Origin of the sequence: Actinomycetospora rhizophila, assembly GCF_042657905.1 — a bacterium.
In the GTDB taxonomy this organism is placed as follows: Bacteria; Actinomycetota; Actinomycetes; order Mycobacteriales; family Pseudonocardiaceae; genus Actinomycetospora; species Actinomycetospora rhizophila.
This window is the reverse complement of the sequence record NZ_JBHSKG010000027.1, coordinates 14,111-34,141: the sequence shown is the minus strand read 5'-3', so window position 1 is coordinate 34,141 and position 20,031 is coordinate 14,111. Positions and strand designations below refer to the sequence as shown.

Here is a 20,031-nt window from a genome sequence, read left to right as displayed (position 1 = left end):
GTGTACAGCTAGGGCCGGCGGCGCAGCAGCGCGAGCGCGGCCAGGTCCGCGCGGGAGAGCTCGAAGCCGGTGACGTCGAGGTTCTCGCGCAGCCGGTCGGTGCTCGACGACTTCGGGAACACGATCAGCCCGTGCTGCAGGTGCCAGCGCAGCACGACCTGCGCGGGCGTGCGGCCGTGACGCGCGGCGACGCGGCGGACGATCGGGTCGCGCGCGAGCTTGCCCTCGCGCAGCGGCGCCCACGACTCGGTCACGATGCCCCGGCGCCGGTGGTAGCGGCGCATCACGCTCTGCGGGGTGCGCGGGTTGAGCCGGATCTGGTGCACCGAGGGCACGACACCGGTCGCGGCGACGAGATGCTCGATGCCGTCACGCGTGAAGTTGGAGAGCCCGATGGAGCGCACCCGGCCGTCGGTGCGCAGCGACTCGAGCGCGCGCCACGTGTCGACGTCGTCGCCGTCGCCGGGGCGGTGGACGAGGAACAGGTCGACGTAGTCGGTGCCCAGCCGCGCGAGGCTGTCGTCCAACGACGCCGGTGCGGCGTCGCCGTGGAACGGGTCGTCGAGCTTCGTCGTGATCCAGACGTCCTCGCGCGGCACTCCCGAGGCACGCAGCCCCTGGCCGACGCCCTCCTCGTTGCCGTAGCCCTGCGCGGTGTCGATGTGGCGGTAGCCGATCTCCAGCGCCGAGCGCACCAGCGCGGCCGTGTCGTGCGGGGGCACCTGGTAGACGCCGAGCCCGACCTGCGGGATCGCCGTGCCGTCGTTGAGCGTGAGGTCAGGGATGCCGGTCATCGATGCCGTTCCTACACCGCGGTGCACGTCGTCCCGTAGCGGAGGGCTGGGACAACGCTGCGATGGAGACCGACAACGCGCGCTGGGTCGGGTCGATGCCCGAGGTCTACGAGCGGTGCCTGGTCGCGCCGTTCTTCCGGCCGTTCGCCCGCGAGCTCGCCGCCCGGGTCGCGCGGGGGCGACCGGTCCGGGTACTGGAGCTCGCGGCCGGCACCGGTGCGGTGACCCGGGAGCTCGTGGCCGCCTGCCCGGACGCCGAGATCACCGCCACCGACCTCAACCCGGCGATGGTGGAGCTGGCCGCGTCCCGCGTGCCGGGGCCGACGTGGGAGGTGGCCGACGCGATGGCGCTGCCGTTCCCCGACGCGGCGGTCGACCACGTGGTGTGCGGCTTCGGCGTGATGTTCCTGCCCGACCGCCCGGCCGCGTACGCCGAGGTCGCCCGCGTCCTCGCGCCGGGCGGCCGTTTCCTGTTCACGACGTGGGACACCCTCGCCGCGCACGGCTTCGGACAGCCGCTCGCGCAGGCCCTCGACGAGGTCTTCCCCGGGGACGTGCCCGCCTTCCTCGAGGCGGTGCCGCACGGGTACCACGACACCGAGCAGGTCGCCGCCGACGTGCGCGCGGGCGGCCTCGACGTCGTCGACGTCACGACCCTGGTGCTCGAGGGCCGGGCCGACGACGCGCGCCAGGTCGCCGTCGGGCTGTGCACCGGATCGCCGCTGCGCGCCGACCTCACCCGCCGCGGCGACCTCGACGCGACGGTCGAGCGCGTCGCCGGCGCCATGACCCGGATGCTCGGCGACGGCCCGATCACCGCGGCGATGAGCGCGCACCTGATCGAGGCGGAGCGATCCGCGGCCTAAGCCTCGTCCACCAAACGTCACGCGGGCTGGCGGGTCGCGACGCGACCCATGCCCGTCCCACAGGTCTGCCCGTACCGTTGGCACCCTCGCCTGCCAGGGAACACCGCTGCCCGCAACTACACCCTGCGTACGGGCGGTCGAGGGCACCACCGACCGCCGCGCGGAGGCCTAACGCACCTGGCGGGGGTTGGGGACAAGTTCGCCCCTGTCGCCGAAGAGCGAATCGACACCGGGCTTCATGTAGTAGGAGCGCTCAGTACTGCGACCCCAGGGCACTCCCCCGCCCCACAGCACACCGACGACGACCGGGCGGTCTGCGCCATCGAGCGTGATGAGGGGGCCGCCGGAGTCTCCCGGGGCGGTGACGCCCTCGCCGCTGTCGTTCACCCGCAGCGCCCCACCGATCTTCCACGCCGTCGTCGCCACCGTGTCACGCACCGTCGTGTCTGCTCGTCGGAGTTCCCGTGACTCGCGACCCTCCTCGGTATACCCCCAGCCGAGCGCGAAGACAGGTCGGCCCTTCCGCCAGAGGTCGCCTTCCTGGTGACCAGCGGCCCGGATCGGAGTCACCTCTGTCACGGGCCGATCCAGGTGCAGGAGGAAGATCGAGTCATTCTCGGTGCCGTAGTCCCTGTTCGACTCGGTGCCCGCAACGACCTTGCGAAGCACCCCGCGTCCGTCGTCCAGGTCCAGGACGTTGAAGGCGACCTCGATGTCGATCTCCGACGGGGACTTTCCCTCGTCCCACCGATCGTTCTTGAAGGGCATGCAGTGCTGGGCCGTCATCGCCACGGTCGGGGCGATGAGCGTCGCTGTACAGAGCCCCCATCGCCCGTCGGCGTAGGTGGTGACTACTCGCCCCAGCGCGCCGAACGTCCGGTAGTTCTGTTCGGTCGTCGCCACCGGGACCCCGCCTTCGATCGCCGCCGCGGGGGTGGTGACGCTGAGCATCGTTGCTGCGGCGATCGCAGCGGCGACGATCAGGCCGACGCCTCGGTGCATGGTTGGTCTCCGATACCGGTCGAGGATGAGGCGACGGCCCTGGAGTGCCGCACCGGCTGAGTGATCGCCGACTCACTCGCACTCGTTACTAAGAGTGTCCATCGACGGTTCAGCACCGCCCGTTCGGCCGCAGTGCTCACGCCGTTCGATCCGAGATCGCACAGTGCGTGAGCAGAGCTGTTCGTTCACGTCGTGGCAAGCGTGTCGACAGCGTGATCCCACCTACGGAGTGCGCGCGGCCGACCGATCTTCCGACCGAGCGGCGAAGTCGTCGCCGGAATCGGGTCGGGTCCACAGCTCGAGCGCGACCAGAGCGTCGTCGGGAGTCACGGGCGCGCAGGACCGGGAGCCGGGTTCTGCACGTCGACCACGACGGCGTCGCCGCCATCGAGGAACGGTGTGCGGACCGTGACGTGCGAAGCCGTTCCCGCACTGCCCGGCGAGCAGCACCGAGATCCCGCGGGGCGGTGCGAGCGAGCGTCGGAAGGGGAGCCTCCGCTGCGGTCCGGGCGGCCGGCATCACCGTGGCGCGGCCCGGGCGGACATCGCCCGCGGACTCCTCGGCATCGATCCAGGAGTCTGACCAAGGCCAGGCCGTGCCGCGACGGTTCCGCCGCCATCCGTGGATCACCGGATCGAAAGCACGCGGATCACGCTCCAGCGGTGGCCCCACGCCCTCCAAATCGTGGAGTCGGGGCTGCCCGGCGCGCGACGCGCCGGAACTGGGTCTCGCCCCCGGGCCGAACACCAGGAATCATGGTGCGGCGACACCCGACGCGGGGAGGGAGGGATCGTGCACGCCGACCTGCTGGCCCAGCGCGTCGTGGACCTGATCGAGGGCGCCGCGTTCCCGCACCTCGACGCCACCTCGGTGATCAGCGTGATCGCGCTGCTGCTCGCCGGGGCCGGGTTCGTCACGGTCCGGGACTACGCCCTGGGCGCCGGCGACCACCTGCCGCTGCTCGTCGCGGAGCCGTTCCCGCGCGTCGAGGCCTCGATCGGCATCGTGCCGGCGATCTCGGCGGACCACGAGGCACTGAGCACCCGGCTCGCCCGCTACGCACAGCACCCGGCGGTCGACGGCCTGGTCGTGGTCGGCGCGACCGCGGGGAACGTGCCGATGCCGCGCACGGTCGGCGGAGTGCCGTTGCGCGCCGCGATCGCGACGCTTCGCCCGGTGGGGCCCACTCACTGAGATCGTCACCCGTTCGGGCCACCACTCGCCCGAGATCGTTACCTTCTGCCGGTCACTGAGCCGACAGATCTCTTGTCCCGCCGCCCTCCCGCTCTCATGCTGACGGAGAGTCATCATCGTCGGCAGGAGGCATCGTGCAGAAGGCCGCCATCTTCCTGGGGTTCGTACCCTGGATCGTCTTCTCGGTCGTCGCGGGACCGAGCACCTGGATGTGGGCGGCGCTCGCCGCCCTCATCTGCTCGCTCGTCCTGTCGGTGCCCGACTGGCGGCGGAGCAGGTCGATCAGCATCCTCGACGCGGCGGCGCTGGTCTTCTTCGCGGTGCTCGTCGTGCTGGCGCTCGTGCTCGACCGCGCGACGCTGCAGCCGATCGAGGACCGCGCCCAGCTGATCTCGAGCGTCGTGATCGCCGTGGTCGCCCTCGGCTCGCTGGCCGTCGGCCGCCCCTTCACCGAGTTCTACGCGAAGAAGCAGGCTCCGCAGGAGGTCTGGAACACCCCGACCTTCAAGAAGGTCAACCGCGTGCTCACCGGCCTGTGGGGCGGCGTCTTCGTCCTCAACGCGCTGTGCGACGTGGCGGTCGGCTACTTCGGCGCGAGCGCCGACCTCTTCAACTGGGTGATCCCGGTCGTCGCGATCGTGGTCGCCGTCAAGGTCACCAGCTGGTACCCCGAGCACGCCAGGAACGAGGCCCGGAGCCAGGGTGCCCACGAGGCGTCCCGTCCCCCGGCCCAGCCGGCCTGAAGGAGCGCACCGTGACCGCCACCGTGCCGAGCGCACCCCCGCCCGTCGACGCCGTCCACGACCCGCACCTGTCCGGGCCGTTCGAGCCGGTGATCGACGAGATCGACGCCGGCGACCTCGAGGTCACCGGCGAGCTGCCGCCCGAGCTGGACGGCATGTACGTCCGCAACGGCCCGAACCCGCGCTTCACCCCGCTCGGCTCCTACATCTTCCCGCTCGAGGGCGACGGGATGGTGCACGGGCTCCGGCTCGCCGACGGCAGGGCCCGCTACACGAACCGCTTCGTGCACACGCCGATGCTCGACGCGGAGATCGCGGCGGGCCGCGCACTGTGGGGCGGGATCATGACCGGCTACACGCCGGGCGCCGCCGAGGTCGGGCCGTCGCTGGCCGGGACCATGAAGGACCTGCCCGACATCAACGTCGTCCGCCACGGCGGGAAGCTCCTCGCGCTCGCCGAGTCGGCGCCGCCCTACGCGCTGACCCCCGAGCTCGCGACCATCGGCAGGGAGACCTTCGGCGGCTCGCTGCCGGCGGGCATCTGCGCGCACCCGAAGGTCGATCCGCGCACCGGCGAGATGGTCGTGTTCTGCTACGGCATGGAGGCGCCCTACCTGACGTGGTCGGTGCTCGGCCCCGACGGCAGCACGCGCCGCACGCCGACGGCGGTGCCGGACGTCGACCAGCCCGTGATGATCCACGACATGGCGCTCACCGAGCGCTTCGTCGTGCTCGTGCTCGGGCCGATGTACTTCGACGTGGCCGCCGCGATGCGCGGCGGGTCGCTGCTCGCCTGGCGCCCCGAGGACGGCACGCGCATCGCGATGATCCCGCGCGACGGGGGCCCGGTGCGCTGGGCGCACACGGAGGCGTTCTGGAGCTGGCACAGCGCCAACGCCTTCGACGCCGATGACGGCGGGGTCGTGCTCGACCTCGTCGCGTGGTCCCGGCCGGGCGGGCTGGCCCGCAGCACGGAACCGAACCCCGGGGGCATCGCGCGGGCCGAGATCGACCCGGTGCGCGGCACGGTGAACCGGCGGTTCCTCACCGACCCGCACGGGATGGAGTTCCCGCGCGTCGACGACCGGCGCATCGGACAGCAGCACGGCATGATCGCGCTCGGGGCGAAGACGCAGCGCGTCGAGCTCGCGGGCGGCGAGTTCGACGCGGTGCTGTGGCTCGACCCCGCGACCGAGCGGGGCGTCACGTGGGATGCCGGCGACCTGTCGGTCGGTGAACCCTGCTTCGTGCCGCGGCCCGGCGACGAGGACAGCTCGCACGGCTGGTGGGTCACGTTCGCGACCGACCGCACCGACCGGTCGAGCTGGTTCGTCGTGTTCGCCGCCGCCGACCCCGGCGCCGGCCCGGTCGGATGCGTGCGCATCCCGGTGCGCGTCCCGCTCGGCCTGCACGGCGCCTGGCTGCCGACGGAGGAGTAGCCCACGCAGCAGAACGCCCCGGCCGCGGGATGCGGCCGGGGCGTCCGTGTGTCAGGAGGTGATCAGTTCAGGTCGTAGCGGTCGAGCATCATGACCTTGTCGAACGCCTTCGCGAAGTCACGGACGAACTTCTCGGCGCCGTCCGACGACGCGTAGACCTCGGCGATCGCGCGCAGCTCGGAGTTCGAGCCGAACACGAGGTCGTTGCGGGTGCCGGTCCAGCGGATCTCGCCGTCGGCGCCGCGGGCCTCGTAGATGCCGTCCTCCTCGGCCACCTTCGCCCACTGGGTGTCCATGTCGAGCAGGTTGACGAAGAAGTCGTTCGTCAGCTGCCCGGGACGGTCGGTGAGCACGCCGTGCGACGAGCCGGCGGTGTTGGCGCCGAGCACGCGCAGGCCGCCGACGAGCACGGTCAGCTCCGGCGCCGACAGGTTGAGCAGGTTCGCGCGGTCGACCAGCAGGTACTCGGCGGGGAGCTGGTGGCCCTTGCCGAGGTAGTTGCGGAAGCCGTCGGCCTTCGGCTCGAGGTGGGTGAACGAGTCGACGTCGGTCCACTCGAGCGAGGCGTCCGTGCGGCCCGGCGTGAACGGGACGGTGACGTCGAACCCGGCGTCCTTGGCCGCCTTCTCCACCGCGGCGACGCCGCCGAGGACGATGAGGTCGGCCAGCGACACCTGGGTGCCCGAGGCGTTGAACGACAACTGGATGCCCTCGAGCGTGGCCAGCGTCCGGCGCAGCTCCTGCGGGTCGTTGACCTCCCAGTCCTTCTGCGGGTCGAGGCGCACGCGGGCACCGTTGGCGCCGCCGCGCTTGTCGCCGATGCGGAACGTCGACGCCGAGGCCCAGGCGGCCTTGACGAGCGCGGACACGCTCGCGTCGGAGTCGAGGATCTGCTTCTTCAGGTCCGCGATCTCGGCGGAGCCGACGACCGGGCCCTCGTGCGCGGGCACCGGGTCCTGCCAGATCAGCGTCTCCTGCGGCACCCAGGGGCCGAGGTAGCGCTGGATCGGGCCCATGTCGCGGTGGGTCAGCTTGTACCAGGCGCGCGCGAACGCGTCGGCGAACTCGTCGGGGTTCTGGTGGAACCGCTGCGAGATCTCCTTGTAGACCGGGTCGACCTTCAGGGAGACGTCGGTGACGAGCATCGTGGGCTGGCGGGTGAGCTCACCGGTCTCCGGGTCGGGCACGGTGTTCGCGCCGCCGTTGTTCACCGGCCGGTACTGCCACGCGCCCGCCGGCGACTTGTGGAGCTCCCACTCGTAGCCGAAGAGGTTGTCGAAGTAGCCGTTGCTCCACTGCACCGGCGTGGAGGTCCACGTGACCTCGAGGCCGGAGGTGATGGTGTCGCGGCCCTTGCCCTTGCCGAACTTCTGGTGCCAGCCCAGCCCCTGCTCCTCGATGGAGGCGCCCTCGGGCTCCGGGCCGACGTACTGGTCGGGGTCGGCGGCACCGTGCGTCTTGCCGAAGGTGTGACCACCGGCGATGAGGGCGACGGTCTCCTCGTCGTTCATCGCCATGCGGCCGAACGTCTCGCGGATGTCGCGCGCGGCGGCGAGCGGGTCGGGGTTGCCGTCCGGGCCCTCCGGGTTGACGTAGATCAGGCCCATCTGCGACGCGCCGAGCGGCTGCTCGAGCTGGCGGTCGCCGGTGTAGCGCTGGTCGCCGCCGAGCCAGTAGTTCTCGGGGCCCCAGTAGGTCTCGTTGTCCGGCTCCCACACGTCGGGACGCCCGCCGGCGAAGCCGTAGGTCTGGAAGCCCATCGTCTCGAGGGCCCGGTTCCCCGCGAGGATCAGCAGGTCGGCCCAGGAGATCTTGTTGCCCCACTTCTGCTTGACCGGCCAGAGCAGACGGCGGGCCTTGTCGAGGTTGCCGTTGTCCGGCCAGCTGTTCAGCGGGGCGAAGCGCTGCAGGCCCATGCCGGCGCCGCCGCGGCCGTCGGCGAGGCGGTAGGTGCCGGCCGAGTGCCACGCGAGGCGGATCATGAAGCCGCCGTAGTGACCGAAGTCGGCGGGCCACCACTCCTGCGACGTCGTCAGGACGTGGTCGACGTCGGCGGCGAGCGCGTCGAGGTCGACGGTCTTGAACGCCGCGGCGTAGTCGAAGTCGTCGTCCATGGGGTTGGAGACGGCGGTGTGCGTGCGCAGGACGCGCAGGTTCAGCTGGTTCGGCCACCAGTCGACGTTGCCGCCGCCCTCGGTCGGGTGCGCGAGACGACCGGCGTGGACCGGGCACCCACCCGCGTCCTGGGTGTTCATCTCGGTCTCGCGGGTCACGTGTTCTGACACGAGGAGGTCCTCCGGGGTCACTGAGCTGTCAATGCGGTGGAGCCGGGCGCGCGGACCGTGCGTGGGGTCCGGGCCGGCGGGTGACACGGGCCGCAGTGTCGTCGCTTTTCTGGAACAGATCAAGAATTGGGGGTGAGTGAGCAACATCTGCGCGCCGTCGGCCGTCCTGTGACCACCGTGGATGACGCCGCGTGCCGACCGCATGCCCGTGGACCACCCGATCGGACCAACGGCGCGCTGAGACGAGCGTGACGCCGCGCGTAAGCGGTACCAGCGGTACCGCGTGGATACGCTCGGGGCATGACGTCCCCGTCGGCCGTGTCGGCTGCCTCGGCCGCGTCGTCCGCGCCGCCCGCCTCGTGCGGGTCGCCCGGATCGGGCCGGGGCACCGTGCACCGCGACTTCCGCCCGCGGACGAAGGCGATGGTCGGCGCGCAGGTCGTCGTGTCCAACGTCGTCGGCGCCGCCATCGTCCTGGGTCTCGCGGGCTACGTGCTGCCGACCCAGTCGCTGGTGGCCGACATCGAGGGCGCGCTCGCCCGCAACCTGTGGACGTTCGGCTCCTACCTCGCCGCCGCCGTGCTCGGCGGCCTCGTCTGGGGCTGGGCCTGGGTGCGTGTCCCGCCCCCGCCCGACACCGGTGACGACGACGCGTGGGCGCGGCACCGCCGCGACGCGCGGCGCGCGGTGCTCAGCGCGCCGATGCGCATCACCGTCGTGCAGGCCGTGCCGTGGATGCTCGCCGTCCTGCTCTTCGTCACGATCAACGCACCCTTCTCGCTCACCGTGGCGCTCACCGTCGGGTGCGTCGTGGCGCTCGGCGGCGTCGCGACCGTGGCCGTCGGCTACCGCCTCTCCGAGCTGACGCTGCGCGGCGAGGTCGCCCGGGTGCTCGCCGAGGACCCGCCGAACCAGCTGGGCCTGCTGCCCGGGGTCGCGGCCCGCTCGCTGGGCGCGTGGCTGCTCGGGACCGGCGTGCCGGTGCTCGGCATCGCGCTCGCCGCCGCCGCGTCGCTGCTGTTCCGCGACTACTACACGGTCACCCGTCTCGGCGTGGTCGTGCTCGTGCTCGCGGTCGTCGCGCTCGGCGTGGGCTTCCTGCTGACGGCGCTGACGTCGACGGCGATGACGACGCCGGTGATGGCGGTGCGGCGTGCGCTGCGTCGCGTGCAGGACGGTGACCTCGACGCGCGCGTGGAGGTCTCCGACCCCACCGAGCTCGGCATGCTCCAGGCCGGGTTCAACGAGATGGCCGCCGGGCTGCGCGAGCGCGACCACGTCCGCGAGGTGTTCGGCCGCCACGTCGGCCGGGAGGTCGCCGAGGCCGCGCTGGCCGACGAGATCGAGCTCGGCGGCGAGGTCCGCGAGGTCGCGGTGCTCTTCGTCGACATCATCGGCTCCACCGAGATGGCCTTCGACCGCCCGCCCCAGGAGGTCGTCGCGGTGCTCAACGCCTTCTTCACCGAGGTCGTCGACGTCATCGAGGGCCACCGCGGCTGGATCGACAAGTTCGAGGGCGATGCCGCCCTCGCCGTGTTCGGTGCGCCGGACGCCCACGCCGACCCGGCTGCCGCGGCGCTCGCGGCGGCGCGGGACCTCGCCGACCGGCTGGCGGGCCGCGACCCCGGGGCGGGCATCGGGGTCTCCGCCGGCCCGGCCGTCGCGGGCAACATCGGCGACGCCCGGCGCTACGAGTACACGGTGATCGGCGACCCGGTGAACGAGGCCGCGCGCCTCTGCGACGTCGCCAAGGGTCTCGACGGGCGCATCGCCGCGTCCGACGCCGCGATCGCCCGCGCCGGCGGGGACGAGGCGACCCGGTGGGGCGAGGTCGACGTGGTGCGCCTGCGCGGCCGCCACCGCGTCACCCGCGTCCACGCGCCCCACTGAGTGCGAGCGATGCGGCGGCGGGGTGGATCAGCCTGGCGGCCACGCCGGCGTTCAACGTCAGCAGGTCCCCCACGATCACGCTGACACGCACCTCGTGCGCGGTGTGCATTCGTGCACGCCGTGCACCTTCCGCGTACGGTCGGGGCGTGGACCAGAGCCCCGAGGCGACCAGTTCTCCCACCGCACTGCGCGGCGTGATGCCCGCCGACCTCCTCGAGCGCGACGCGCGCTGCCCGTTCGACCCTGCGCCGGGGCTCGTGGCCCGGCGCGGCGGCGACCCGGTGCAGCCGCTGCCGCTGGCCAACGGCGCGCGGGCCTGGCTCGTCACCGGCTTCGACGAGGCGCGCGCCGTGCTCGCCGACCCGCGCTTCTCGAACGACCGCATCCGCCACCCCGACGCGACGCAGATGACCGCGGAGCAGGCCTCGTCCGGCGCCTGCCCCATCGACGTGCCGGAGCGCCAGGACGGCATGTTCATCTTCATGGACCCGCCCGAGCACACGCGGCTGCGCAGCCTGCTCACCGGACAGTTCACGGTGCGCCGGATGCGCGCGCTCGAGGCGCGCCTGCGTGAGATCGCCGTCGAGCACATCGACGCCATGCGCGCCGCCGGCACGTCGGCCGACCTCGTGCCCGCCTACGCGCTGCCGCTGCCGTCGCTGATGATCTGCGAGCTGCTCGGCGTCGACTACGCGGACCGCGAGACGTTCCAGCGCAACACCGGGGTGGCGCTGAGCTCGACCTCGAGCGACGAGGAGAAGGCCCGCGCGGGCGGCGAGCTCTACGCGTTCATCGCCGGCCTGGTCGCCGCGAAGCGCGCCGAGCGCACCGACGACCTGCTCTCCGGGCTGGTTCACGACGCCGACCCGCCGCTGACCGACGCGCAGCTGATCGACATGTCGCTCGTGCTGCTCGGCGCGGGGCACGAGACGACCGCGAACAACCTCGCGCTCGGGATGTTCGCGCTGCTCGAGCGCCCCGAGCAGCTTGCCGCCCTGCGCACCGACCCGTCGCTCATCGACGGCACGGTCGAGGAGCTCCTGCGCTACTGCTCGATCATCCAGCTCGGGGTCAGCCGCGTCGCCACCGCGGACGTCGAGCTCGGGGGCGTCACGGTGGCCGCCGGCGAGACCGTCGTGCTCGGCACCCCCGAGACCAACCGCGACCCGCGGCACTGGGACGCCCCCGACGACCTCGACGTCCGCCGCGAGCGCGCGCCGCACCTGGCGTTCGGGCACGGCATCCACCAGTGCCTGGGCCAGCAGCTCGCGCGCGCCGAGATGCGTGTCGGCATCTCCGAGCTGGTGACGCGCATGCCCGACCTGCGCCTCGCCGTGCCGGCGGAGGAGGTCCCGCTGCGCAACGACATGCTGATCTTCGGAGTGCACGCGCTGCCGGTGACCTGGGGATGATGATGGCCGTCGTGGCCGAGGGGCGCCGGGAGCGCAAGAAGCTCGCGACGCGCGCCGCGCTGCGCCGGGCCGCCCTGCGCCTGGCGCTGCGCGACGGCATCGAGAACGTCACCGCGGAGCGCATCGCTGACGAGGCCGACGTCGCCCTGCGCACCTTCTTCAACTACTTCTCCAGCAAGGAGGAGGCGCTGCTCGCGACGGCCGCGGTCGGCGCCGAGGCGGTCGTCGCGTGCTTCCGCGCCCGGCCGCGCGAGGAGTCGGTGCTGCACGCGCTGCGCGAGGCCGTGCTCGAGGTGATGGACCGCGACGACGTCGCCGGCCACGAGCACGTCGCGGTGCTGCGCCTGACGCGCGCCGCACCGTCGCTGCTGCCCCAGCAGCTCTCGGTGCTCGCGGCGCAGGAGAGGGCGCTGGCGGCGGCGATCGGCGAGCGCCTGGCCGCGCCGGACGAGGCCTACGCGCGCCTGTGCGCGACGACGGCGTTCGCCACGCTGCGCGTCACCCTGGACCTGTGGCTGGAGGGCTCGGGCGACGACGAGGTCCCGCCGCTGGACGTGCTGCGCGCCGAGGTGAGCCGCGCCTTCGCCACCCTCGCCGCCGGCCTCGACCGGTAGTGCGCGCGCTCAGCGCAGGGGGTGGCGCGGGATCGAGCGGAGGTTCGAGCGCGCCAGGTCGACCATCTTCCCGACGCCGCCGGCGAGCACCGTGCGCATGCCCGCGAGCGCGAAGCCGCGGACCTGCTCGGCGGTGATGTGCGGCGGGATCGAGAGCGCGTCGGGGTCGGTGCGCACGTCGACGAGCGCCGGGCCGCGGTGGTCGAGCGCCTCGCGCAGGGCGCCGCGCAGCTCGCGCGGGTCCGCCACGGTCACCGCGTGCAGCCCGGCCGCGCGGGCGATGGCGCCGAGGTCGGCGGGGCCGTGGTCGGTCTGGAACGACGGGAACCCCGCGACCATCATCTCCAGGCGGATCATGCCCAGCGCGCCGTTGTTGAACGCGACGACGGTGAGGTCGAGGTCGTGCTCGGCGGCGGTCAGCAGCTCGCCCATCAGCATCGTCAGGCCGCCGTCGCCCGACATCGAGACGACCTGCCGCCCCGGGTGCGACACCGCCGCGCCGATCGCGTGCGGCAGCGCGTTCGCCATCGTCCCGTGCCGGAACGAGCCCAGGATGCGCCGCCGCCCGGTCGGCGAGATGTAGCGCGCCGCCCAGACGTTGCACATCCCGGTGTCGACGGTGACGACGGCGTCGTCGGCGAGCTCGTCGTCGAGCACCGACGCGACGTACTCGGGGTGCACGGGCCGGTGGTCCTCGACGCGCCGCGTGTAGGCGTCGACGACGTGCTCGAGCGCGTCGGCGTGGTGGCGCAGCATCTTCTCGAGGAACGTGCGGTCGGTCTTCTCCTCGACGAGCGGGAGCAGCGCGCGCAGGGTCGCGCCGACGTCGCCCTCGACACCGAGGTCGAGCACGGTGCGCCGTCCGAGGTGGCGGGCGTCGCGGTCGACCTGCACCGTGCGCGCCTGCGGCAGGAACCCGTCGTAGGGGAAGTCGGTGCCGAGCAGCACCAGCAGCTCGGCCTCGTGGCTCGCCTCGAAGCAGGCGCCGTAGCCGAGCAGGCCGCTCATCCCCACGTCGTAGGGGTTGTCGTACTGGATCCACTCCTTGCCGCCCAGCGAGTGCCCGACCGGGGCGGCGACCCGCTCGGCCAGCGCCAGCACCTCGTCGCGCGCCTCCCGCACCCCGGCGCCGACGAACAGCGTCACCGTGCGCGCGCGGTTGATCCGCTCGGCGAGCGCCTCGACGCGGTCGGGCGCCGGGTGCACCACCGAGGACGGCGCGACGAGGTCGCCCTGCCCGGTGGGGTGCGCGGCGGGCAGCGCGGTGATGTCGCCGGGCAGCACCAGCACCGACACCCCACGGTCGGCCAGCGCGGTCTGCATCGCGATCCGCTGCAGCCGCGGCATCTGCTCGGGCCGCGAGATGAGCTCGACCCACGACGAGCACTCGACGAAGAGTCGCTCGGGATGGGTCTCCTGGAAGTAGTTGGTGCCGATCTGCAGTGACGGGATGTGCGACGCGATCGCGAGCACCGGGGCGCCCGAGCGGTGCGCGTCGTAGAGCCCCTGGACGAGGTGCGTGTTGCCCGGTCCGCAGCTGCCGGCGCACACCGCGAGCGTGCCGGTGAGCTGCGCCTCGGCGGCGGCCGCCAGCGCCCCGGCCTCCTCGTTGTGCACGTGGATCCAGTCGATCCCGCCCGCCGCGGCGCCGCCGGAGCGTCGCACCGCGTCGACGATGGGGTTCAGGCTGTCCCCGACCAGGCCGTAGATGCGGCGGACGCCGGCCTGGATCAGGACCTCGATGAGCTGGTCGGCGACGGTGCGAGCCATGGCGCGATCTTCTCGCCTGCGCGCCCGGAACGCACCCGACCCGAACGTGCCGACCGGCCCACCGGCACGCTGGGTACGTGGAGCAGGTGGTGCGGACGAACCGGACGGCGGGCGTCGCCGTCCTCGCGGTGCTCGCGATCGCGACGCTCGTCCTGCTCGCCGCCGCGGTCACCGCGCTGGTGCCCGGCGCGGCGCTGCTCGGCGCGCAGCCCTCGAAGCTCGTCGTGGTCGTGTGGGGCCCGCTGCTCGTGCTGCTCGGGCTCGTCGTCTCGGTCGGCGCGTGGGTGGTGCGGTCGGGACCGTCGCGCAGGGCGCTCACCACCACGGTGGCCGTCACCGCCACGACCGCGACACTCGTGCTCGCCGGCGGGGTCGGCGCCGTGGTCACCGCGACGGTCCGTGCCGGCGGGAGCGTCGACCCCTGGCGGGCGCTGACGCTCGCCGGCCCGCCCGCCGGGTCGGCCCCCGACGCGCGCACCGTCTACACGACCACGCCCGAGGGCCAGGACCTCCACCTCGCGATCACGCGCCCGCGGACGTCCGCCCCCGCGCCCGTGTTCGTGTGGGTGCACGGCGGTGGCTGGGCGAGCGGTTCGGAGCTCGACCGCGCCGCCGACATGCGCCGTCTGGCCGACGCGGGCTTCCTCGCGGTCTCGGTGGAGTACACGCTGTCCGCGCCCGGCCGCCCGACCTGGGACGTCGCCGGCCCGCAGGTCGCGTGCGCGCTCGCCCGGGTCGCCGAGCACGCGGCCGAGCAGGGCGGCGACCCGGGGCGCATCCTGCTCGGCGGCGACTCGGCGGGCGGCCAGCTCGCGGTCTCCGTCGGCTACCGGGCGGCGGCGGGCACCCAGCGCTCCGCGTGCGCGTCGCCCGTGCCGGTGCCCACCCCGCGCGCGATCGCCACGATCTATCCCGCGGTCGACCTCGCCGACACCCATCGCCGCGGGATCGGGGCGCGGGAGTTCGCCGTCGCCTACACCGGCGGGACGCCCGAGCAGGTGCCCGAGCGCTACGGCGCGGTGTCGGGAGCCGACGCGCTCACGCCGGGCGCACCGCCGACGCTCGCGATCGTGCCCGCGCGCGACCACCTCGTGCCGCCCGACGGCGCCACCCGTTTCGTCGCCGCCGCGCGCGGCGCCGGGGTGGACGCGCAGCAGGTCGACATCCCCTTCGCCGACCACGCCTTCGACACCGGCCCGGACGGCTCGCTCGGGCACCAGGCCGCGTTCTCGGTGCTCGAGGACTGGGTCACGCGCCGGGCTCGGTGAGGGCCTCCCCGATCACGCCGTGCGTGGCGGCGCGCACGGCCTGCGAGAGCCGGGCGACCACGTCCTCCCCGGTGATCGCGACACCGTCGGCGAGCGCGACGGCGTAGTCCTCGGTGCTGATGCGCAGGGCGGCGGCGAGCGTGGCGGCCTGGACGCGCACGGCGAGCTCGTCGGGGGCGCGGCCGAGGCGGTCGGCGATCACCTCGGCGAGCACGGGCTCGGAGCGCTCGTGCACCACGAGCCAGATCGCCCGGAACGCCGGCTCGGTGCGCGACATGGCGATCACCGCGAGCGCGGCCTCGTCGTCGCCGGGTGAGTCCGCCGACGAGGGGCGCGCGTCGGCGATCATGTGCTCCTCGAGCGAGCGCTCGCGCGGCCAGCGGCGCAGCATCGCGACGAAGGCGTCGGACGACTGCGAGAGCAGCGGCTCGACGCAGCTCTCCTTGCTGCGGAAGTAGCGCCACAGCGTGCGCACCGACAGCCCGACGCCCTCGGCGATCTGCTCCCCGCTGGTGGCCGCGAGGCCCTGCGCGCGGAAGAGCCGCACGGCCTCGCGCGAGATCTCCAGCCGCTGCAGGCCGCGCCGCCGCTCGCTCATCGGCCGTCGCCCGCGCGGGGCGCGGGACGGCTCCGTGACCGCCACGGACACCTCCTCGAGCGTCGTGGCCGGCACAGTAGCCGCCGCCGGGTGAGCGGGTAGCCCCGACGACATGGACCGCTTCGAGGGCTGGATCGCCGGCGTCGGCACGGCGGGCGGGCTGCGCGCCGTCGTCGGGCACTGGCCGTCCTCGCCGTTCGGGTCGTTCACCGACGTCATGGTCGAACGCCCCGACGGGCGCCGGATCCTGCTCGCGCCCGACGAGCGCGTCGCCGGGTTCGTGGGCGCCACGTACACGTTCGACGAGACCCGGCTGGGGTCGGTGACGCACACGCAGGAGGGCACCGAGCACCGCGTCACCAGCGCCGATCTCGACCTGACCCTGCGCGTCGGCAGCCGATCACCGCTGGGGTGGCTGCTGCGCGCGGTGCCGGCCCGGCTGGCGACCGCGCCCGCGTGGATCACCGCCGTCGACGCCGTGGCGCGGCGCGTGCTGCCCGGCGTGCGCACGGTCGGCACCGCCGGCGGCGGTCGTCGCGAGTACTACGGCGCGCGGGACCTGCACCGCGTCACCGGCGCCCGCGTGCGCTGGGAGGGCGTCGACCAAGGCGCGCTCGCCCCGGTCGCGCCGCCCGTGCACTTCGGCTTCGGCTCGACGCCGCGCACGCCGTCGCTGGTCGGCATCACCACGCTGATCCGGCATACCTCTGCGGCGCCGCGGTTAGCCTCGGAGACATGACCGTCGCCGCGTCGCCCGTCACCCTCGACGACTGGTTCGTCCGGGATCTCGGAGGCCTCTACCAGCCGTGGCAGGCCGCGCCGGCCCCGTCGCCGGAGCTGGTCGCGCTCAACGACGACCTCGCCGCCGAGCTCGGGCTCGACGCCGCGGCCCTGCGTGCCCCCGACGGCGTCGCGGTGCTGGCCGGCACGGCGGTGCCCGCGGGCGCCACCCCGGTGGCGATGGCCTACGCCGGCCACCAGTTCGGCAACTACTCCCCGCGCCTCGGCGACGGGCGCGCGCTGCTGCTCGGCGAGATCACCGACACCGCCGGGCGGCGCCGCGACCTGCACCTCAAGGGCTCGGGCCGCACCCCGTTCGCCCGCGGCGGCGACGGGCTGGCGACGCTCGGGCCGATGCTGCGCGAGTACGTCGTCGGCGAGGCGATGCACGCACTCGGGATCCCGACCACCCGCGCGCTGGCCGTCACCACCACCGGCGAGCGGGTGATGCGCGAGCGCCCCCTGCCCGGCGCCGTCCTGGCCCGGGTCGCGTCCAGCCACCTGCGCGTCGGCACCTTCCAGTACGCGGCGGCCACGGGTGACGCCGACCTGCTGCGCCGGCTCACCGAGCACGCGATCGCGCGCCACCACCCGGAGGCCGCCGGGGCCGAGCGTCCCGCGCTCGCGCTGCTCGAGGCGGTCGTCGAGGCCCAGGCGGCGCTCGTCGCGCAGTGGATGGACGTCGGCTTCGTGCACGGCGTCATGAACACCGACAACATGACGATCTCCGGCGAGACCATCGACTACGGGCCCTGCGCGTTCCTCGACGCCTACGACCCGGCCACGGTGTACAGCTCGATCGACCACGGCGGGCGCTACGCGTACGGCAACCAGCCGCAGGCGGCGCAGTGGAACCTCGCGCGGTTCGCGGAGTCGCTGCTGGCCCGCATCGAGGACGACCCGGAGGCCGCGATCCCCGCCGCCACGGAGGTCGTGTCGTCGTTCGGTGAGCGCTTCACCCGGCACCGCTCGGCGGGGCTGCACGCCAAGCTGGGCCTCGTCGGCGAGCACCGCGAACTGGCCGAGGAGCTGGTGGCGCTGATGGCCGAGCAGAAGCCCGACCACACCCGCTTCTTCCGCGGGCTCTCGTCCGCCGCGCGGGGGAACGCCTCCCCGGTGCTCGACCTCGTCGTCGACCGCGACGCCCTCGACGCGTGGCTGGCGCGCTGGCGCGCGGCGCTGGAGTCCCAGGACCGCCCGGTGACGGAGTCCGCCGACGCGATGGACCGCGTCAACCCCGTCTACATTCCACGCAACCACCACGTCGAGGCCGCCCTGAACGCGGCGGTCGCGGGCGACCACGCGCCGTTCCACCGGCTCGTCGAGGTCGTCTCCCGCCCGTTCGAGGAGCGGCCGGGTCTCGAGGAGTACGCGAAGGGCGACCCGTCGGCCACGGGCTACGTCACCTACTGCGGCACGTGAGCGGACCTCGCGTCCGGACCGGCGGACCCGTGTCCTGAGGACACGGGTTCTCCTAGGCCCGCTGCGCGTGGTGTGCCGTCGGCCACGGGTAAGTCACGGTAGTGCAGCACGGGAGCGGACCGCGGATCCGGTCGGCGAACCCGTGTCCTGAGGACACGGGTCCGGTCAGGCAACGGTGACCGGCGGCGGCTCCGGCAGCGACGCCCCCGTGAGCACGGCGAGGTGCGCCGCGAGGCCCGCCGCCGTCAGCGGCCGGGCCGTCCAGCCGACGTAGCCGTCGGGGCGCACGAGCACCGCGTCCCCGCCGCGCATCCCGTACGCCGCGGCGAGGTCGCCCGCGCCGTCGACGAGGCAGGGTTCACCGGCGTCGGCGAACGCGCCGGCGAGGTCCGGCGCCGCCACGGCGTGCACGACCAGCGAGAGCCCCGATGCCGCGGCGACCTCGCGCGCGGCGGCGACGCCGGCGAGCTGGGCGGCGTCGTCGACGTAGGCGAGCAGCGCGTGCTCGGTGCCCGCGAGCACGGCGTGCAGCCGCAGGGGGTCGGTCACCGTGACCCGCCGCAGCCCGCGGGCGTCGGGCGCGCGGTCGCCGGGCCGGACGCCCAGCGCCTCCCCGTCGGCGCCGACGATCGGGCTGTCGGGGTAGGCGACGAGCAGCTGCGCCTCGCGCCGCACCATCGTGGCCGGGTCGTCGGCGTCGAAGCCCGCGCGGGCGTGCTCGACCGTCCGCGCCACGACCTCCTCGCCGACCGGGCGCCGCTCGGCGTCGTAGCTCTCCAGCAGGGCCGGCGCGGCGACCCCGCTGACGACGTGGGCGAGCTTCCAGGCGAGGTTGATGGCGTCCTGGATGCCGGTGTTCATGCCCTGGCCGCCGGTCGGCGGGTGGATGTGCGCGGCGTCGCCGGCGATGAACACCCGCCCGGACCCGTAGCTGTCGGCGATCCGGTGGCTGATCCGGAACACCGAGGACCACCGCAGGTCGGACACCGTCGTGGACTCCGGGGCGAGCCGCGTGACGACGGTCTGCAGATCCGCGAGCCCGGGGGTCCGGCCGGCGTCGAGGCCGTGGACCACGCCGTCACCGCTGTGGGTCGGGGCCGTCGTGAGCTCGGGCGGCGCGAGCATCGAGATGCGGTAGCGCCCGCGGCCGGGCAGCGGGATCGCGACGAGCACGTCGTCGGGGCCGCCGGGCTGCGTGTGGAGGCAGCGCACGCCGTAGCCGGGCGGCATCGACCAGTCGAGCACGACGTCGCCGATCATGTAGGACTCCGGGAACGCGTCGCCCGCGAAGCCGAGGCCCAGACCTTTGCGCACCACGCTGTGCGCGCCGTCGGCCCCGACGAGGTACGACGTCCGCACCTCCTCGTCCCCGGCCGGGGTGCGCAGCCGCAGCGTCACGCCGTCGGCGTCCGGCGAGAAGCCCACCAGCTCCACGCCGCGCTCGACCGTCCCGCCGTGGCGGCGCAGGTCGGCGTCGAGCAGGGCCTCGGTCGTGTACTGCGGCAGCCCGGTGAAGCCGTAGGGCACGTCGGGCGGGAGCACCAGGTCGAGACGCCCGGCCTGCGCGCCGTCCCGGTAGACGACCTGGCCGCGCATCGGGCACACCTCGTCGAGCGCCGCGGTGAGCATCCCGCTGCGCTCCCAGTGCTCGAGCGTGCGCGGCTGGAGCCCGACCGCCTTGGCGTAGTGCCGCGGCTCGGCGAGGACGTCGATCACCCGCGCCCGCACCCCGCGCCGCGCCAGCTCGACCGCGGCGGTCAGACCGACGGGGCCGGCACCCACGACGACGACGTCCACACCCATGGCACGCTCCTGTTCGTCACACGACGTACTCGCGATACCCCGACCACTGGGCCGAACGGGGCGCTCCCGTGCGGCCATCGATGACCCTGAGTACAACGCACACCCCGAGGAGCGTCAACGAGATCCACCGTCCCGCGTGACGCGGAATAG

The 20,031-nt window shown here is 73.8% G+C and carries 16 protein-coding genes; 10 read left to right on the top strand and 6 right to left on the bottom strand.

Going from position 1 to position 20,031, the window contains the following annotated elements:
• Positions 1-8 precede the first annotated feature (8 nt).
• Positions 9-794 (bottom strand): aldo/keto reductase, encoded by a 786-nt coding sequence (locus ACFPK1_RS31120; RefSeq protein ID WP_378024830.1) that lies wholly within the window; start codon positions 792-794, stop codon positions 9-11.
• A 62-nt stretch (positions 795-856) separates the two neighbouring features.
• On the opposite strand from ACFPK1_RS31120, the gene ACFPK1_RS31115 reads away from it, so the two are divergent.
• Positions 857-1,660, top strand: coding sequence for a class I SAM-dependent methyltransferase (locus tag ACFPK1_RS31115; RefSeq protein WP_378024829.1), 804 nt, complete (start codon positions 857-859; stop codon positions 1,658-1,660).
• A gap of 168 nt (positions 1,661-1,828) precedes the next feature.
• Here the strand turns inward: ACFPK1_RS31115 and ACFPK1_RS31110 are convergent, their stop codons facing one another.
• Entirely contained in the window at positions 1,829-2,662 is an 834-nt protein-coding gene (locus ACFPK1_RS31110; protein WP_378024828.1) for a S1 family peptidase, read from the bottom strand.
• 793 nt (positions 2,663-3,455) lie between these two features.
• Here ACFPK1_RS31110 and ACFPK1_RS31105 point away from each other — a divergent pair.
• The 3 genes from ACFPK1_RS31105 to ACFPK1_RS31095 all read left to right on the top strand — a co-directional run bounded on the left by ACFPK1_RS31105 (position 3,456) and on the right by ACFPK1_RS31095 (position 6,039).
• Entirely contained in the window at positions 3,456-3,857 is a 402-nt protein-coding gene (locus ACFPK1_RS31105; RefSeq protein WP_378024827.1) for a hypothetical protein, read from the top strand.
• Positions 3,858-3,991: 134 nt separating this feature from the next.
• On the top strand, positions 3,992-4,600 hold the full coding sequence (locus ACFPK1_RS31100) for a DUF3159 domain-containing protein (RefSeq protein WP_378024826.1): 609 nt from the start codon (positions 3,992-3,994) through the stop codon (positions 4,598-4,600).
• Positions 4,601-4,611: 11 nt separating this feature from the next.
• A complete protein-coding gene (locus ACFPK1_RS31095) occupies positions 4,612-6,039 on the top strand; it encodes a carotenoid oxygenase family protein (RefSeq protein WP_378024825.1) in 1,428 nt (475 codons plus the stop codon).
• A gap of 62 nt (positions 6,040-6,101) precedes the next feature.
• Here the strand turns inward: ACFPK1_RS31095 and katG are convergent, their stop codons facing one another.
• Complete coding sequence (gene katG, locus ACFPK1_RS31090) at positions 6,102-8,294, bottom strand: catalase/peroxidase HPI (RefSeq protein WP_378024873.1); 2,193 nt, start codon at positions 8,292-8,294, stop codon at positions 6,102-6,104.
• Positions 8,295-8,624: 330 nt separating this feature from the next.
• Here katG and ACFPK1_RS31085 point away from each other — a divergent pair, with 330 nt between their 5' ends.
• The 3 genes from ACFPK1_RS31085 (at position 8,625) to ACFPK1_RS31075 (ending at position 12,240) form a co-directional block, all read left to right on the top strand.
• Positions 8,625-10,214 carry an adenylate/guanylate cyclase domain-containing protein gene (locus ACFPK1_RS31085; RefSeq protein ID WP_378024824.1) on the top strand — a complete coding sequence of 530 codons (1,590 nt, stop codon included), beginning with the start codon at positions 8,625-8,627 and terminating at the stop codon, positions 10,212-10,214.
• 146 nt (positions 10,215-10,360) lie between these two features.
• Entirely contained in the window at positions 10,361-11,626 is a 1,266-nt protein-coding gene (locus ACFPK1_RS31080; protein WP_378024823.1) for a cytochrome P450, read from the top strand.
• An 11-nt stretch (positions 11,627-11,637) separates the two neighbouring features.
• Positions 11,638-12,240, top strand: a complete 603-nt coding sequence (locus ACFPK1_RS31075; protein WP_378024822.1) for a TetR/AcrR family transcriptional regulator — start codon at positions 11,638-11,640, stop codon at positions 12,238-12,240.
• A gap of 9 nt (positions 12,241-12,249) precedes the next feature.
• Here the strand turns inward: ACFPK1_RS31075 and ACFPK1_RS31070 are convergent, their stop codons facing one another.
• Positions 12,250-14,010 (bottom strand): pyruvate dehydrogenase, encoded by a 1,761-nt coding sequence (locus ACFPK1_RS31070; protein ID WP_378024821.1) that lies wholly within the window; start codon positions 14,008-14,010, stop codon positions 12,250-12,252.
• A 77-nt stretch (positions 14,011-14,087) separates the two neighbouring features.
• On the opposite strand from ACFPK1_RS31070, the gene ACFPK1_RS31065 reads away from it, so the two are divergent.
• The gene (locus ACFPK1_RS31065) at positions 14,088-15,278 is read left to right on the top strand and encodes an alpha/beta hydrolase (RefSeq protein WP_378024820.1); all 1,191 of its coding nucleotides are present in this window, start codon (positions 14,088-14,090) and stop codon (positions 15,276-15,278) included.
• On the opposite strand, the gene ACFPK1_RS31060 is transcribed toward ACFPK1_RS31065, so the two are convergent.
• Positions 15,259-15,921 (bottom strand): TetR/AcrR family transcriptional regulator, encoded by a 663-nt coding sequence (locus ACFPK1_RS31060; protein WP_378024819.1) that lies wholly within the window; start codon positions 15,919-15,921, stop codon positions 15,259-15,261. The genes ACFPK1_RS31065 and ACFPK1_RS31060 overlap by 20 nt on opposite strands.
• A 67-nt stretch (positions 15,922-15,988) precedes the next feature.
• On the opposite strand from ACFPK1_RS31060, the gene ACFPK1_RS31055 reads away from it, so the two are divergent.
• Both ACFPK1_RS31055 and ACFPK1_RS31050 read left to right on the top strand, forming a co-directional pair.
• On the top strand, positions 15,989-16,615 hold the full coding sequence (locus tag ACFPK1_RS31055; RefSeq protein ID WP_378024818.1) for a hypothetical protein: 627 nt from the start codon (positions 15,989-15,991) through the stop codon (positions 16,613-16,615).
• Positions 16,612-18,078 (top strand): protein adenylyltransferase SelO, encoded by a 1,467-nt coding sequence (locus tag ACFPK1_RS31050; RefSeq protein ID WP_378024817.1) that lies wholly within the window; start codon positions 16,612-16,614, stop codon positions 18,076-18,078. The genes ACFPK1_RS31055 and ACFPK1_RS31050 overlap by 4 nt, the downstream gene beginning before the upstream one ends.
• A 165-nt stretch (positions 18,079-18,243) precedes the next feature.
• Here the strand turns inward: ACFPK1_RS31050 and ACFPK1_RS31045 are convergent, their stop codons facing one another.
• A complete protein-coding gene (locus tag ACFPK1_RS31045) occupies positions 18,244-19,881 on the bottom strand; it encodes an FAD-dependent monooxygenase (RefSeq protein WP_378024816.1) in 1,638 nt (545 codons plus the stop codon).
• Positions 19,882-20,031 lie beyond the last annotated feature (150 nt).